Origin of the sequence: Neoalteromonas facilis, assembly GCF_002807665.1 — a bacterium.
Classification (GTDB): domain Bacteria; phylum Pseudomonadota; class Gammaproteobacteria; order Enterobacterales; family Alteromonadaceae; genus Alteromonas_E; species Alteromonas_E facilis.
The window spans coordinates 655,416-671,276 of the sequence record NZ_PEAY01000003.1; the positions used below are offsets into that span (position 1 = coordinate 655,416).

A 15,861-nucleotide genomic window follows, 5' to 3' on the forward strand; every position below is an offset into this window, starting at 1 on the left:
AGCATTTAGGGCCTGAAGTTCAAGGTGGAAGTTATGCTCATATTAGAAAATTCTGCAGACAATATCCCGTACCAGATCGGCATGATCCTAGAGGTGCGAAAAATTCTAGACTCGCAACTTTCCCTGTCTGAAGGCTACCGCAATATTGAAATCATTATTTTGAGACTGCTGAATGCGGAGCGGATGAGCATTTTCCAACGCAAGTTACACCAACATGAACTGGTGTCACAATTGAAAACAGGCAAAGAATTGGAAAGCATCAGTGTACCACTTACATTGCAAAGCATCGCGGGGTATGTGGCAACGTCACAGCGTTCCATCATTGTCGAAGATCCGTATGATGATGAAGTGATCCGGGGCATTCATCCTCGTTTACAGTTCAATAATCATTTTGATGAAATGAGTGATTTTCACACCACTAACCTAGTGTGTGTACCTATAGTGCATGCAGGTGTTGTGCTCGGCGTTTTGCAAGTTCTCAATAAGCAAGATGATGTATTCAACGAGGAAGATTTAGCCCTTGCGACTGATATTGCAAAGCTATTGGGTATGAAATACCACCATGAAATAGGCGGCACTTTAGGCCCTTTAGATTACTTAGTGAATTTGGGATTTTTAACTCATGAGGAATTGGACGAATACCGTAAACGATATGTTGGTTTAGGGGCTCTCGTCGCGCATTTAAAGCATAAGTTGGAGATAAGTGATGAGGATATTGGCAGGTCGCTGTCGATGTTTTATCAAGTTCCTTATATCTCCTATGCGCCCGAAGACTACTATGTGCCTCAATTTGAAAACTCCTTGAACATGTCGTACGCCCTTCGCAATCAAGTCGTGGTGATTGCTAACAAGTCACATATTCCTATCATGTTAATGGGAAAACCGAACAATGCTGAATTGATATTAGAAGTTCAATCAGTCTTGGGACTTGATAAGTGTGAAGTTGCCGTTAGTTTGCCCGAGCATATTGAAAAGTATTTACGCGCGGAAACGTTCGCTGCTCATGCGTCAGGAGAGATGTCTACGCCTCGAGTACAACGAAGGGCTACACCGAAAAGGCATTTAGCCAGTGTTAGGATAAATGACGATGCGCCGGCCAATATTCAATTTGTCTCGACAATGCTTGAAGATGCTCTTAAACAGGGAGTCTCTGATATTCATATCGAACCGGAGGTTGATGGTCCTACCTTGATCCGCTATCGAATTGATGGGGATTGTCGCGATATCAATCGAATCACGCGGGATAAGCACGATGGTATCGTTGCGCGGATTAAAATCATGGCGAATCTTAATGTAGCGGAAAAACGATTGCCACAAGATGGGAAATTGTCGTTTATCTCGTCTGGCCGAAAATGCGAAATCCGTGTCGCAACTGTTCCTACAGTTGGCGGCGAAGCCATTGTAATGCGAGTACTCTCTAACGCGAATGCTAAGTCGATAGACGATTTATTCCTTCATCCTAATGTTAGAGCAAGACTTGAACGCGTGATCCGGGCGCCACACGGTATCTTTCTTGTGGTAGGCCCAACCGGTTCTGGCAAAACCACCACATTGCACTCTATTTTGACAGTTCTGAATCAACCTGGAAAATCCATTTGGGCCGCGGAAGACCCTGTTGAGATCACGCAAAATAGAATTCAACAAGTGCAAGTAAACCCTAAAATAGGGTTTACCTTTGCAACCGCATTGCGCTCCTTTTTGCGTTCAGACCCTGACATCATTCTGATTGGTGAAATGCGTGATAAAGAAACAGCAAAGGCCGCGGTTGAAGCGTCGAATACAGGGCATTTAGTATTGTCGACGCTGCACACAAATTCCGCGGTCGAATCGATTACCCGCTTGATTGATATGGGCATAGATTCAGTCAACTTTTCTGATGCGTGCGTAGGGATCCTTGCGCAGCGCTTATTGAAAGTGTTGTGTCACAATTGCAAACAACCCGTGACCTTGTCTGAAGAAGACAAGAATATGATCAGTATTATGTATGGAGAGCGCTTTGCTGATGAGCTGGAATTGCACAAGGTCGACACAATGTATGAAGCGGTGGGCTGCGAACAATGCGGTGAAACGGGGTATAAAGGCAGAATAGGCGTTCATGAGTTATTGACCATGACGAATGAATTGCGACGTCAGGTTATTAACCGTGAGCCAAGTGATCGTTTGGTCGAACAAGCTTACAATGACGGCCTAAGATTCTTGCATCAAGACGCCATTTACAAAGCGCTGTTGGGCTATACCGATATGAAACAAGTTCGGTTTTTATTGGGCATGACGGTGTAGCGTTAGTAAGTATTGACATACCCGACCTGTCCTTTTTGATCAATTTTAGACAGGCAACGAGACGCTTTTGTACTATCATAAAAAGAGCAAAGTATGTTGCGTCTAGCTGACGCCGGTGGGAGTCTTGCTTGATTAAGGCATTAAAGGGTAAACAGTTTCAAAATTTACTCACATTAATACTGCTAACATTATTTGTGGTATTCGTATCAACCGGATATATCGCAATAAACAATATTGTTACCGAACAAAGCCGGATACAGCAGCAAGCAGTAAGTCCCGTCTATTCCCTTGTGAATCAGGAGTTACTAAAGCCCTTACATATTGCGGAAACCTTCGCCGAATCCATTGATTTTTCAAGTCTGATCCAAAGTAATGAGTTTGATGAACAAGAGCTTATTGCCCAACTTGCTCGCATGGAAAAGCGACTTAACCTAACGTTCTTTGTGGCACTTGAAAATCAGCGCGTGCAGTTAATGTCAGATGGTAGACGTTTTGAGCTTATAGAAGGAAAAGTGTATTGGTATTTTGCAGCCAAAAAGAGCGACGAGCATATCCTCGCAGACTTAGGACAAGTGGGGGATGTACATTTATTTTTTGACGTGAAAATCCTTGGCGATAATGGCGAATTTCTAGGCTTTGTTGGTGTAGGAAAGCGGATTAAGTCGTTCGTTGATTCATTTGCCGAGTATAAAAAAACCTACGGCTATGATTTTTTATTTGTAAATGAAAACAATCAAGTGATGCTTTCCTCATTACCTGATTTGATCGTTACTGGGGAGTTTATTCCGCCGTTAGATTCTCTGCCGTGGTTCACTGATGGTGATAAGGATTTAAATGAGTTAGACAGTGAGATTGTACAGTTAAACGATCAAGACGTATTGATCACTGAGATCGATATAGACCAACTTAGTTGGCGTTTATTGTTGCTGATGCCGTTAGAAACTCGTCAGGCTAAATTAACTCGAACTTATATTGTCAACTCACTCTTAGCTTCGTCTGTCATTATCGTGTTGCTAACCGTGATGTTCAGTGCGTTTATCGTGTACAAACGCAAGCTCGAGCGCGATGTTGAAGTAGACCCATTAACAGGGTTGGTCAATAGAAACTACTTGAAACGTCGTTACCATCAGCTTAGTCGTCGTTCTCGGAATATATGTGTGGCGATCGTGGATCTGGATTTCTTTAAGCAAATCAATGACCAATACGGACATGTTGCCGGCGATCAAGTACTGCGGGAAACGGCGAATATTCTCACTTCAGTGGTGAGGAGTGATGACACCGTATGTCGTTGGGGCGGAGAAGAGTTTGTGCTATTGCTCCACGATTTACCGGTCTCTTCATGTAAATCGCTGATCGAGCGTGCTAGAGATAAATTGTCGCAGACGACGGTTTATTACGAAGGTAATACAATCAATTTTACTGCGAGCTTTGGAGTAACCACTGGCAGTTCATCGCAACAGATGTCAAAGCACCTTGCTAATGCTGATATCGCATTGTATGAATCAAAGAAAAATGGACGTAACCGTTACACTTTCTACGAACCAACAGAATAAAACAATAATACGATAGTGAAAGCAGTCCTACAGGCCTGTTGTAAAGTAGTCAAATAGGGCGATCTAGGAGATAGATCGCCATAGAAAGAAGTATGACTACTTGCTGATACGCTTGTATTTGAGACGATGAGGCTCAACTACATCCTGACCAAAGTTGTCTTTCAACCACGTTTCATAGTCGCTGTAATTACCTTCGAAGAAGTTCGTTTTACCTTCATCTCGGTAGTCTAGAATGTGGGTTGCAACGCGGTCTAGGAACCAGCGGTCGTGCGAGATAACCATGGCGCAGCCCGGGAATTCAAGCAGCGCATTCTCAAGTGCTCGCAAGGTTTCAACGTCAAGGTCGTTGGTTGGCTCATCCAGCAGTAACATATTGCCGCCGGCCTTCAACAATTTCGCCAGGTGCACACGATTGCGTTCACCACCCGATAAATCTTTGATGAATTTTTGCTGATCGGTGCCTTTAAAGTTAAATCGACTGCAATACGCACGGCTATTAATTTCAAAGTTACCAATTCGGATAATATCTTGATCATCCGAAATCTCTTTCCAAACAGTATTATTGCCATCCATGTGATCACGGAATTGCTCAACGCTGGCTATTTGCACGGTGTCACCTAAATCAATAGCCCCTTCATCAGGTTGCTCTTGCCCTGTGATCATACGGAACAAGGTTGATTTACCCGCACCGTTGGGCCCGATAATACCAACGATAGCCCCTTTGGGGACATTGATGTTCATGTCATCAATCAGTACGCGATCACCGTATGATTTCTTCAATCCTTTGATGTCTAATACTTTGTCACCTAAGCGCTCACCCGGGGGTATAAATAATTCGTTAGTTTCATTACGCTTTTGGTAGTCGCCGGTATTGAGCTCTTCAAATCGAGCCATACGCGCTTTGCTTTTTGCTTGACGACCTTTCGGGTTACTTCGTACCCATTCCAGCTCTTGTTTAATCGACTTCTGACGTGCTGATTCGGTGCGCTCTTCTTGCTCCAAACGTGCTTCTTTTTGTTCTAACCAAGATGAATAGTTGCCCTCCCATGGAATACCTTCTCCACGGTCAAGCTCCAAAATCCAACCCGCAACGTTATCAAGGAAGTACCTATCGTGGGTGATGGCCACTACAGTACCTTCATAATCATGTAAGAAACGTTCTAGCCATGCGACCGATTCTGCATCCAAGTGGTTAGTCGGTTCGTCGAGCAACAACATATCTGGTTTTTCCAGTAGTAAGCGGCACAAGGCAACACGACGGCGTTCACCACCCGATAACTTTGATACATCGGCATCCCATGGTGGCAAGCGAAGCGCATCGGCGGCGCGCTCTAGTGCATTTTCAAGATTGTGGCCATCTTTTGCTTGAATAACGGCTTCAAGCTCGCCTTGCTCTTTCGCTAGCGCATCAAAATCGGCACCTTCTTCGGCATAGGCAGCGTAGACTTCTTCAATTCGCTTGAGTGCGTGTACGACGTCAGCTACAGCGTCTTCGATATTGCCGCGCACGTCTTTACTCTCATCAAGTTTTGGCTCTTGCGGTAAGTAACCTATTTTAATACCCGGTTGTGGACGCGCTTCACCTTCAATATCAGTGTCAACGCCGGCCATGATGCGAAGTAGTGTTGATTTACCAGCGCCGTTTAAACCCAATACGCCTATCTTGGCGCCAGGGAAGAAGCTTAATGAAATGTTTTTAAGAATATGCCTGCTGGGTGGGACGATTTTGCCTACACGATGCATGCTGTAAACGTACTGCGACATTTATGCTCTCATTTTTGTGAATTTAAAGCCGTATTGTAGTTAATTCCGATACTATTTCGCTACTCTAATAGCACCTTTTCTCGAATTACCCTAAAATTCGCCTCTAAATGATTCAGTTAGGACACAACATGCAACAATTTTCGGTCAGTGAGTTAGCCCTGCATGTGGGCGCAGAGCCGGTTAATGACGATACATTAAATGCAGCGGTTATCACGGGGGTTAACACCCTGATGTCAGCCAATGCACAGCAATTATCCTTTTTTACTAACAGTAAATATAAAGGTGAGCTAGCGGAAACTAATGCTGGCGTGGTACTGGTTTCTGAAGAGCATGCGGATTTGATTCGCGATAGAGCATTGATTGTCAGTAATCCGCATGTGGCGTTTGCGAAGGTTGCTCAATTATTTGATTCAACGCCACGCGTGGCGTCCGGTATTGCCAGTAGTGCGGTTATCGCCTCGACAGCACGTTTAGGAGAAAACGTAAGTGTTGGCCCCAATGCTGTCATTGGAGAGCATGCTTACCTTGGAGACAATGTTCAAATCGGTGCCAACAGTGTGATTGGTGAGCATGTCGAAATTGGCCAAGACAGCGTTATATTTCCTAATGTCACTGTGTATCATCGTGTCCAATTGGGCCAGCAAGTTACCGTACACAGCCAAACGGTGCTGGGTTCTGATGGATTCGGTTATGCCAATGAGCGTGGCGAATGGTTACCGATTCCGCAAACTGGAACGGTGATTGTTGGTGACCGCAGCCAAATTGGCGCCGGCTGTACCATCGACCGCGGTGCGTTGGAAGATACCATCATTGGCACAAATGTAATCATTGATAATCAGGTTCATGTGGCTCACAACTGCCGTATCGGCGACCACTCCTGTATCTGCGGGCAAACCGGAATGGCCGGCAGTGTCACGATTGGTAAGTATGTAGTAATAGCCGGTGGTGTTGTTATCAATGGCCATTTATCCATTGCTGACAAAGTCCAAATTACCGGATTTTCGATGATCACTTCCGATATTACAGAGGCAGGTGTTTACTCATCGGGCCAGCCTGCATTGCCGAATAAAGAGTGGCGCAAAAACGCTGTCAGAGCACGTCAATTGGACGATCTATTTAACCGCGTTAAGCAGTTGGAAAAGCAACTCGGGAAATAAATCTAGGCTATACGACAACTATCTAACAAAACGGTATACTTAGCGACCAAAATGACTAGAATATGCGCTCGTAATTTTTCCGCTGCGCATGTTTTACAACATTGCGTAAACTCACATCTCGCTGTTAAGGAGCCTTTATGCTGTCTCGCAACATGACCATTGCTGATTTCGACCCTGAACTCGCAAAGGCAATAGAAAACGAAAATACTCGTCAAGAACACCATATCGAGTTGATCGCATCTGAAAACTATTGCAGTCCACGTGTACTTGAAGCGCAAGGCTCTCAGTTAACTAACAAATACGCAGAAGGATATCCGGGCAAGCGTTATTACGGCGGCTGTGAATATGTAGATATAGCAGAAGAGTTAGCAATTGAGCGTGCGAAGCAATTATTCGGTGCAGACTACGCCAATGTTCAGCCACACTCAGGCTCTCAGGCTAACAGTGCTGTATTTATGGCATTGATTGAAGCAAATGACACTGTATTGGGTATGAGCCTTGCCGACGGTGGGCACTTAACTCACGGTTCACACGTGAACTTTTCGGGTAAAACCTACCATGCCGTACAATATGGTTTGAATGAAGAAACCGGTGAAATCGATTACGCCCAAGTTGAAGCGCTGGCTGAAGAACATAAACCGAAGATGATTATCGGTGGCTTCTCGGCGTATTCAGGCATTGTCGACTGGCAACGTTTCCGCGCTATTGCCGATAAAGTGGGAGCATATTTGTTGGTCGATATGGCGCACGTAGCGGGCTTGGTTGCAGCGGGGCTATATCCAAACCCATTACCTCATGCTCATGTGGTAACAACCACTACGCATAAAACGCTAGCAGGCCCACGCGGTGGATTGATCCTGTCTGCTTGTGGCGATGAAACAATTTATAAAAAATTAAACAGCTCGGTATTCCCTGGTAATCAAGGTGGTCCATTGTGCCATGTGATTGCTGCTAAAGCGGTAGCCTTTAAAGAAGCGCTTGAGCCAGAATTTAAAGTCTATCAGCAACAAGTATTAGTGAATGCCAAGGCTATGGTATCGGTAATGCAAGCTCGCGGTTACAAGATTGTATCCAACGGGACTGAAAACCACTTATTCCTGTTGGATTTGATTGATAAAGATATTACTGGAAAAGACGCCGATGCGTGGTTGGGTAATTCAAACATCACCGTAAACAAAAACTCGGTACCGAAAGATCCACGTTCTCCATTTGTGACCAGCGGCCTTCGTATTGGTACGCCAGCGATTACGCGCCGCGGTTTCAAAGAGGCGGAAGCAGAGCAAGTGGCTAACTGGATCTGTGACGTACTTGATAGCAATGGTGATGATGCCGTTATCGCGCGAGTGCGTGATGAAGTTGTTGCACTGTGTGCACGTTTCCCTGTTTACGCGTAATCAAGTAAATGCATTGTCCGTTTTGCACTGCACAAGACACTAAAGTGATTGACTCTCGGCTGGTGGCCGAGGGTCATCAGATCCGTCGTCGTCGAGAGTGTGTCGATTGCCATGAACGTTTCACTACGTTCGAGTTAGCGGAACTCGTGTTACCGCGCGTGATCAAGCGTGATGGCAGCCGCGACCCGTTTAACGAAGAAAAAATGCGCGCGGGGATGCTCAGGGCGTTGGAAAAAAGACCGGTTAGTACAGAGCAAATTGAACAGTGCATCGTTAAAATAAAATCCGCTCTGCGGGCGACAGGTGAACGAGAAGTGTCAAGTGAGATGGTCGGTAATTTGATCATGGATGCACTTAAAGAATTGGACAAAGTTGCTTATGTTCGTTTCGCTTCCGTTTACCGCTCCTTTGAAGATATTCGTGAGTTTGGCGAAGAGATTGCCAAGCTCGGCGATTAGTCCACAGCAGACGTTATCACGTGGCCAGCCAAGTCATCGATAACGCCTTTATGAATCGAGCTATTGCGCTCGCAAAACAAGGCGTTTTCACTACCACACCAAACCCCAATGTGGGATGTGTCATCGTGGATGATACTGGACTCATTATTGGTGAGGGTTTTCACCAACAAGCCGGAACGCCGCATGCCGAAGTGCATGCATTAGCGCAAGCTGGTGTGGCGGCAAAAGGCGCGACTGCCTATGTTACATTAGAACCCTGTAGTCACCATGGGCGCACCGGCCCATGTGCGGAAGCATTGGTCAATGCTGGGGTTGCACGTGTGGTTGTTGCAATGCAGGACCCGAACCCACTGGTTGCCGGGCAGGGGATTGCAAAATTAAAAGCGGCCGGCATAGGCGTTTCTGTTGGTGTCGCTGAGTCAGAAGCGCAAGCGCTGAATCGTGGCTTTGTTAAACGCATGACGGCAGGTAAACCGTTTGTCACGCTGAAATTGGCATCGAGTCTAGATGGGCGTACTGCACTGAGTAACGGTGAGAGTCAATGGATTACAGGGCCTGCTGCGCGCCAAGATGTACACAAATTGCGTGCTCAGCAGTGTGCGGTGTTAACTGGGGCTGATACGGTTCTGGTGGATAACCCGCAACTGACGGCGCGTGTTGACAAACAAACACTATATCCCAGTGCCCTGCGATCATTGCCGTTGCGTCAACCTGTAAGAGTCATTATCGACAGTCAAAATCGCCTGCATGCAGATTTACAGGTGTTTCATCAAACGGGGCAAAGCATCGTCGTTAATTTGCATCATAATGATGCGCTGTCTGATTTTTCCTCTGAACAAGTGGTACAATGGCAGGTTAAAGAGGCTGATGGACGGGTTGATTTAAACGACCTTATGCTTCGTTTGTCTCAAGCGCAATTTAATCACGTTTGGCTAGAATGCGGCGCAACGTTGGCCGGTGCTATGTTTGCGCGGTCTTTAGTCGATGAAATTGTTCTGTATCAGGCACCTAAACTAATGGGCCAAGACGCGCGTAGTTTGTTGACGCTACCTCATTATAGTGCAATGACGGATATACCGGAATTATCAGTTGAGTCGGTTGAAACGCTAGAAAATGACATTAAATTAGTGCTTAGCCCACGTTATCAACTTTAACCTTAGCGAACAGGATTTAGCATGTTTACCGGAATTATTAGTGCCGTTGGCAACATAAAATCGTTAGAGCGGAAAGGCTCTGATATGCGGATTACGGTAGATGTCGGTAAGTTAGACATGGCTGATGTTGCGTTGGGCGACAGTATTGCTACAAATGGCGTTTGTTTGACCGTTGTGGATTTTGATGCGCAATCATACAGCGCCGATGTGTCTGAAGAGACACTGAAGTACACAGGATTTGGCGATTATAAAATTGGTACACAGGTTAATTTAGAAAAAGCCCTGGCGGTGAGTGACCGACTTGGCGGTCATATAGTATCAGGCCACGTTGATGGTATCGGTACTATTAGCAAAATTAATCATCACAGCAAGTACATTGAGTTTTGGGTTAAGGCGCCTGACAACCTAGCAAAATATATTGTTCACAAGGGTTCTATCACCGTTGATGGGATAAGCTTAACCGTGAATGAGGTCAATGGCGCTGAGTTTATGTTGTGGATCATCCCACATACCCTACAAGAAACGGTGATGGCCAATTACACTGTGGGTAGCAAGGTCAACTTAGAAGTTGATGTGATTGCGCGCTACTTGGAAAGACTGTTGCAGGGTGAGAACGCTGCAAAAGCCAGTACATCGACGATAGATATGGCGTTTTTAGCCGAGCACGGATTTTTAAAACAATAATAAGAACCGCTTAACCTTTACCTTACTGAGAGCACAATGGGACTGAATACACCACAAGAAATCATCGACGACATTCGCAATGGACGAATGGTTATCCTCATGGATGATGAAGATAGAGAGAACGAGGGTGATCTCATCATGGCGGCCGAACACGTTACGCCAGAAGCCATTAATTTTATGGTCACACATGCGCGGGGACTGGTGTGTTTGCCGATGACGGCAGAGCGTTGTCGTCGATTAAATTTGCCTCTAATGGTGAATAATAATGGTGCTCAGTTTTCAACTAATTTTACCGTGTCCATAGAAGCGGCCGAGGGTGTGACCACCGGGATATCCGCCGCAGATCGTGCGCGCACCATATTAGCGGCTACAGCGCCGGATGCGAAAGCATCTGATATTGTCCAGCCTGGTCATATTTTTCCGCTTATTGCCAAACAAGGCGGCGTACTTAATCGTGCAGGTCACACCGAAGCCGGTGTGGATTTAGCGCGTTTGGCAGGCTGTGAACCCGCCGCTGTTATCGTTGAAATTCTGAATGATGATGGTTCTATGGCCCGCCGTCCTGAATTAGAGGTTTTCGCTAAAAAGCATAATCTTAAAATGGGCACCATTGCTGATCTGATTGAATATCGTAATATCAATGAAACTACTATTGAGCGTGTTGCTCAGTGTCATTTACCGACTCAATACGGCGAATTTGAGTTATTCACATTCAGAGATATTATTGATAACCAATTACATTTTGCCCTTAAAAAAGGTGATATCGACGAGAACACGCCCACATTGGTGCGAGTTCACTTACACAATACGTTTTCAGACTTGTTGGGCTCTACGCGTTCATTAAATCGTTCAATGACCTTACCGCAAGCTATGCAGCGCATTGCCGATGAAGGTGGCGTGCTAGTATTGTTGGGCAAAGAAGAAGATATCGCACAGCAAGTTCATCAATTTGAAATGGAAGATCGCGGTGAAACGCCACTGGCAGCAGACTGGAAAGGCTCTTCTCGTACGGTTGGCGTGGGTAGTCAGATCCTTGCGACCTTGGGCGTAAAACAAATGCGATTGCTGAGCAAACCGGTTAAATATCATGCACTTTCTGGCTATGGCTTGGAAGTTGTCGAATATATACACGATTAATTGCTTTATTTAGATTGATCAACAAAAAGCTGTGCTATAATGCGCGCCGAATTTTTTAGGGGTAACCGAAATGAATGTAATCGAAGGTAATGTTCGTGCTACGGGTAAGCGTTTCGCCATTGTCGTATCACGTTTTAACAGCTTTGTAGTCGAAAGCCTGCTTGAAGGGGCGCTTGATACACTGGAACGTTTCGGTGAAGTCAATGACTCTGATATTACCCTCGTTCGCGTACCAGGGGCGTATGAACTACCAATCGCCGCAAAAAAATTAGCGGCAAGTGGTAAGTTCGATGCAATCATTGCGTTAGGTGCTGTCATCAGAGGCGGCACACCGCACTTTGACTTTGTAGCAGGAGAATGCAACAAAGGCCTAGCGCAGGTGTCATTGGAATACACAATCCCGGTTTCATTTGGTGTTATCACGACCGATAGCATTGAGCAGGCCATTGAGCGTTCAGGTACCAAGGCGGGTAACAAAGGTGCAGAAGCGGCAATGGGCGCATTAGAAATGGTTAATGTTATGTCAGGTCTTGAGCAGCATTTAGGTGAGTAACGTGAAAGTATCTCCTCGCCACAAGGCTCGAGAACTAGCGCTTCAGGGCGTTTACTCTTGGCAGTTGTCAAGTAATGCGGTAGAGCAGGTTGAGCTGATGTTGGCAACCAGCAACGACATGAAACAAGTCGACATGACCTTGTTTCAACGTTTGCTACGTGGGGCAGTGACGCAATATGATGAGTTGGACCAGCAAATCAAGCCCTATCTTGGCCGCCTGCCGGAAGAGCTCGATCCTATAGAAAAGGCTATTCTCCGCATCTCTACATTTGAGTTAGTGCACTGCATAGAAACACCGTACAAAGTCATCATCAATGAAGCGATAGAGTTGGCAAAAAGTTTTGGCGCGCAAGATAGCCACAAGTTCATCAACGGTGTTCTCGATAAAGCAGTAAAGACGCTTCGCAAACACGAGCGCAGTTAAGGCAGTGAAAGAATTTGACCTCATTGACCGTTTTTTTAAACACGGCGGTCATACACGTAAAGATGTTTTAGTCGGGATTGGCGATGATGCGGCGATCACGCAAGTGGCTGAAAAGCAGTGTCTAGCCACCACGACCGACACCCTAGTGAGCGGCGTACACTTTCTCCCCGATAGCCCGGCAAAGGCTGTCGCTCACAAAGCACTAGCTGCCAATCTGAGTGATTTAGCTGCCATGGGGGCTGAGCCTGCATGGGTGAGTCTATCTTTGTCTATTCCCAGCAGTGAAGAGACTTGGCTGGAAGAGTTCAGTCAGGGCTTGTATGAGCTTTTACAATACTATCATGTGCAACTGATTGGTGGTGATACGGTCTCAGGCCCATTATCATTGACTATTACGGCTCAGGGTTTCGTACCTGAAGATTCTTCACTGAAACGTTCCGGCGCAAAACCAGGAGACTGGATTTACGTGACGGGTCATGTCGGTGATGCAGGCGCGGGCCTTGATATTCTCAAGCAGCAATTGTCTGCAGATGGTTCTGACGCTGAATATCTTGTTAATCGCCACCGCTATCCTTCGCCACAAGTAGTGGCGGGAACGGCATTACGGCGTGCAGCAAGTGCGTGTATTGATATCAGCGATGGCTTACTGGCAGATCTGTCCCATGTATTAAAAGCATCGAATTGTGGTGCATTATTGCATGTAGACAGGCTTCCTTTGTCATCTCAACTATTGGCAGTCGCTACGCCTGAGCAGGCGATACGCTACGGTTTGACAGCGGGAGATGATTACGAACTGTTGTATACCATTGCTGAAGAGTTCAAAAGTAAAGTTGAAACAGCCTTGAATACCTTTGGTATCAAAGCCACGTGTATCGGGCAAGTGACCGGTGCGCAAGGCAAACTTGAGCTTAAGCAAAACGATAAGCCTTACGACTTTACTGGTAAGAAAGGTTTCGAGCACTTCAATGGAGGCTGAGTTACGTAAGCGCGTCTCGTTGCGTAACCCCTACCATTTTCTGGCATTAGGATTTGGCAGTGGCTTGATCCCGTTAATGCCTGGCACCATGGGGTCAATTGCTGCAATTCCCGTAGTATTGCTAGCTTCACTGGCAAACATTCAAGGGTTCATTTTAATCACTGTTCTTGCCTGTTTACTTGGCGTATTAATCTGTCAGCGCGCTTCAGATGCAATGGGTGTGCATGATCATGGTTCAATCGTGTGGGATGAAATTGCTGGGATGCTGGTTACGTTCTTGTTTATCCCTATCACCCCAATCACGATAATTGCTGGCTTTGTGCTTTTCAGGCTGTTTGATATTTTAAAACCGTGGCCGATTAGCTTTTTGGATAAGCATGTACACGGTGGTTTTGGCATCATGCTCGACGACATTATCGCAGGACTTATGGCCTGCGCATGTCTGCATTGGTTGGTTCTGCCGTTATTGTTTTAGTTGGTGGATTTGATTGAGGATCGCTGACGTATCTAAACCTAACTCTGCGTACATTTCCTGTTGCGTACCTTGCAGAATAAAACTGTCTGGTAAGCCAAGCTTGCGCAGTTTAGTGGTGTAGTTCTTATCATGCAGATATTCACCAACAGCACTGCCTGCACCGCCCATAACAGCACCATCTTCTAGCGTTATAATCGCAGCGTGGTTTTGAGCGATTTCATCGATCATTGTCGTATCAAGTGGTTTCACAAAGCGCATGTCGACAAGCGTTGCATCTGCTTGTTCAGCAGCTTCCTGTGCGTAGTTGATCAATGTGCCAAAATTGAGGATGGCAACATCTTTCCCGGATCTGAGTAAGCGTGCTTTGCCAATGGGTAATTCAGACATTTCCTCAACAATCTCCGTGCCAATACCCGTACCTCGCGGATATCGCACAGCAGCAGGAACAGCTGCTTTATGGCCTGTGTACAGCATTTGACGACATTCATTTTCATCACTCGGTGTCATGATGAGCATGTTGGGGATGCAGCGCAGGTAACTAATATCAAACGCCCCTTGGTGGGTAGGGCCGTCGGCTCCGACGATGCCCGCGCGATCGATAGCGAATAACACCGGTAAATTTTGAATTGCGACATCGTGGATTAACTGATCGTAGGCGCGCTGTAAAAACGTACTGTAGATTGCTACGACGGCGTTCAACCCTTCACGCGCCATACCGGCAGCTAAAGTCACCGCATGCTGCTCTGCAATTGCAACATCGAAATATTGTTCTGGGTATTCTTGTGAAAACCTGACCATACCCGAGCCTTCACGCATGGCGGGAGTGACTGCGACCAAATCTTTGTCTTTGGCGGCCATATCACATAACCAATCACCAAACACTTTTGAAAATGAAGGGCCGCTCGGTTTACTTACCGGCAGCGCATTGTCTGCTGGGTTAAACTTCGGTACAGCATGGTATTTAATTGGATCTTTTTCGGCAACGTCATAGCCTTTGCCTTTGCGCGTGACCACGTGCAGAATTTGCGGACCTTTGATTTTACGCATATTGCGCAACGTATCGACCATGCCGTTAACATCGTGGCCATCGATTGGACCAATATAGTTAAAACCAAGCTCTTCGAAGATAGTTCCGGGTACGACCATGCCTTTAATATGTTCTTCTGCACGACTCGCAAATTCTTTGATGGGCGGCACGTTACTGAGGAGCTTTTTGCCCCCGTCACGAATACTATTAAACAAGTTACCTGTCAGCAGGCGAGCCAAATGGCTATTCAAGGCGCCAACGTTTTCCGAAATCGACATTTCATTGTCATTTAGCACAACAACTAAATCTTTATCGATATCACCGCCATGGTTTAAAGCTTCAAATGCCATGCCTGCGGTCATAGCGCCATCACCAATAACAGCAACTATCTTTCTGTCTTGACCTTCTTTTTCCGCAGCAATGGCCATTCCGAGGGCTGCGCTAATCGATGTTGACGAGTGTCCAACAGCGAAGGTGTCATATTCACTTTCGGGAGGCCACGGGAACGGGTGCAATCCACCTTTTTGGCGGATCGTTTTCATTCTCTCGCGTCGACCTGTAAGAATCTTATGGGGGTATGCTTGATGCCCCACATCCCAAATGAGTCTGTCGAAAGGGGTCTGATACACATAATGCAACGCAACCGTGAGCTCAACAGTACCCAAACCTGAAGCAAAATGCCCACTGCTTTGACTGACGCAGGCAAGTAGATATTGACGAAGTTCATCCGCTAACACTTTAAGTTTGTCTTGCGGCAAATTGCGCAGTGCAATGGGATCGTCGGCGAGCGCCAGCGTAGGGTACTGATTAATATCTAAAGTCATG

General features: G+C 46.2%; 14 protein-coding genes. 12 read left to right on the forward strand and 2 right to left on the reverse strand.

Going from position 1 to position 15,861, the window contains the following annotated elements; all coding sequences use genetic code 11:
• Window positions 1-33 precede the first annotated feature (33 nt).
• Both CSH93_RS11265 and CSH93_RS11270 read left to right on the forward strand, forming a co-directional pair.
• Window positions 34-2,280, forward strand: a complete 2,247-nt coding sequence (locus CSH93_RS11265) for a GspE/PulE family protein (protein ID WP_240615577.1) — start codon at window positions 34-36, stop codon at window positions 2,278-2,280.
• A gap of 128 nt (window positions 2,281-2,408) precedes the next feature.
• The gene (locus CSH93_RS11270; protein WP_100643322.1) at window positions 2,409-3,833 is read left to right on the forward strand and encodes a sensor domain-containing diguanylate cyclase; all 1,425 of its coding nucleotides are present in this window, start codon (window positions 2,409-2,411) and stop codon (window positions 3,831-3,833) included.
• Window positions 3,834-3,929: 96 nt separating this feature from the next.
• Here CSH93_RS11270 and ettA read toward each other — a convergent pair whose 3' ends face one another.
• Entirely contained in the window at window positions 3,930-5,597 is a 1,668-nt protein-coding gene (gene ettA, locus CSH93_RS11275; protein ID WP_100643323.1) for an energy-dependent translational throttle protein EttA, read from the reverse strand.
• A gap of 128 nt (window positions 5,598-5,725) precedes the next feature.
• Here ettA and lpxD point away from each other — a divergent pair, with 128 nt between their 5' ends.
• The 10 genes from lpxD (at window position 5,726) to CSH93_RS11325 (ending at window position 14,009) form a co-directional block, all read left to right on the forward strand.
• Window positions 5,726-6,754 carry a UDP-3-O-(3-hydroxymyristoyl)glucosamine N-acyltransferase gene (lpxD, locus tag CSH93_RS11280; protein ID WP_100643324.1) on the forward strand — a complete coding sequence of 343 codons (1,029 nt, stop codon included), beginning with the start codon at window positions 5,726-5,728 and terminating at the stop codon, window positions 6,752-6,754.
• Between the two features lie 137 nt (window positions 6,755-6,891).
• Window positions 6,892-8,148 carry a serine hydroxymethyltransferase gene (gene glyA / locus CSH93_RS11285; protein WP_100643325.1) on the forward strand — a complete coding sequence of 419 codons (1,257 nt, stop codon included), beginning with the start codon at window positions 6,892-6,894 and terminating at the stop codon, window positions 8,146-8,148.
• A gap of 8 nt (window positions 8,149-8,156) precedes the next feature.
• On the forward strand, window positions 8,157-8,606 hold the full coding sequence (gene nrdR, locus CSH93_RS11290) for a transcriptional regulator NrdR (RefSeq protein ID WP_100643326.1): 450 nt from the start codon (window positions 8,157-8,159) through the stop codon (window positions 8,604-8,606).
• Window positions 8,607-8,656: 50 nt separating this feature from the next.
• Complete coding sequence (ribD, locus tag CSH93_RS11295; protein ID WP_100643410.1) at window positions 8,657-9,760, forward strand: bifunctional diaminohydroxyphosphoribosylaminopyrimidine deaminase/5-amino-6-(5-phosphoribosylamino)uracil reductase RibD; 1,104 nt, start codon at window positions 8,657-8,659, stop codon at window positions 9,758-9,760.
• A 21-nt stretch (window positions 9,761-9,781) separates the two neighbouring features.
• Window positions 9,782-10,444: a riboflavin synthase gene (locus CSH93_RS11300; RefSeq protein WP_100643327.1), complete on the forward strand. Its 663-nt coding sequence runs from the start codon at window positions 9,782-9,784 to the stop codon at window positions 10,442-10,444.
• A 36-nt stretch (window positions 10,445-10,480) separates the two neighbouring features.
• Entirely contained in the window at window positions 10,481-11,581 is a 1,101-nt protein-coding gene (gene ribBA / locus CSH93_RS11305) for a bifunctional 3,4-dihydroxy-2-butanone-4-phosphate synthase/GTP cyclohydrolase II (RefSeq protein ID WP_100643328.1), read from the forward strand.
• 70 nt (window positions 11,582-11,651) lie between these two features.
• On the forward strand, window positions 11,652-12,134 hold the full coding sequence (gene ribH / locus CSH93_RS11310; protein ID WP_100643329.1) for a 6,7-dimethyl-8-ribityllumazine synthase: 483 nt from the start codon (window positions 11,652-11,654) through the stop codon (window positions 12,132-12,134).
• Window position 12,135: 1 nt separating this feature from the next.
• The gene (nusB, locus tag CSH93_RS11315; protein WP_100643330.1) at window positions 12,136-12,558 is read left to right on the forward strand and encodes a transcription antitermination factor NusB; all 423 of its coding nucleotides are present in this window, start codon (window positions 12,136-12,138) and stop codon (window positions 12,556-12,558) included.
• A 4-nt stretch (window positions 12,559-12,562) separates the two neighbouring features.
• Complete coding sequence (thiL, locus tag CSH93_RS11320; protein ID WP_100643331.1) at window positions 12,563-13,534, forward strand: thiamine-phosphate kinase; 972 nt, start codon at window positions 12,563-12,565, stop codon at window positions 13,532-13,534.
• Complete coding sequence (locus tag CSH93_RS11325) at window positions 13,524-14,009, forward strand: phosphatidylglycerophosphatase A family protein (protein ID WP_100643332.1); 486 nt, start codon at window positions 13,524-13,526, stop codon at window positions 14,007-14,009. The genes thiL and CSH93_RS11325 overlap by 11 nt, the downstream gene beginning before the upstream one ends.
• Here CSH93_RS11325 and dxs read toward each other — a convergent pair.
• Entirely contained in the window at window positions 13,998-15,860 is a 1,863-nt protein-coding gene (gene dxs, locus CSH93_RS11330) for a 1-deoxy-D-xylulose-5-phosphate synthase (protein WP_100643333.1), read from the reverse strand. The genes CSH93_RS11325 and dxs overlap by 12 nt on opposite strands.
• Window position 15,861: the final 1 nt, after the last annotated feature.

Coding starts and splice junctions, on each gene's coding strand:
- CSH93_RS11265 (WP_240615577.1), top strand. CDS start 34: ATGCTCATATTAGAAAATTCTGCAGACAATATCCCGTACCAGATCGGC.
- ettA (WP_100643323.1), bottom strand. CDS start 5,597: ATGTCGCAGTACGTTTACAGCATGCATCGTGTAGGCAAAATCGTCCCA.
- lpxD (WP_100643324.1), top strand. CDS start 5,726: ATGCAACAATTTTCGGTCAGTGAGTTAGCCCTGCATGTGGGCGCAGAG.
- glyA (WP_100643325.1), top strand. CDS start 6,892: ATGCTGTCTCGCAACATGACCATTGCTGATTTCGACCCTGAACTCGCA.
- nrdR (WP_100643326.1), top strand. CDS start 8,157: ATGCATTGTCCGTTTTGCACTGCACAAGACACTAAAGTGATTGACTCT.
- ribD (WP_100643410.1), top strand. CDS start 8,657: ATGAATCGAGCTATTGCGCTCGCAAAACAAGGCGTTTTCACTACCACA.
- CSH93_RS11300 (WP_100643327.1), top strand. CDS start 9,782: ATGTTTACCGGAATTATTAGTGCCGTTGGCAACATAAAATCGTTAGAG.
- ribBA (WP_100643328.1), top strand. CDS start 10,481: ATGGGACTGAATACACCACAAGAAATCATCGACGACATTCGCAATGGA.
- ribH (WP_100643329.1), top strand. CDS start 11,652: ATGAATGTAATCGAAGGTAATGTTCGTGCTACGGGTAAGCGTTTCGCC.
- CSH93_RS11325 (WP_100643332.1), top strand. CDS start 13,524: ATGGAGGCTGAGTTACGTAAGCGCGTCTCGTTGCGTAACCCCTACCAT.
- dxs (WP_100643333.1), bottom strand. CDS start 15,860: ATGACTTTAGATATTAATCAGTACCCTACGCTGGCGCTCGCCGACGAT.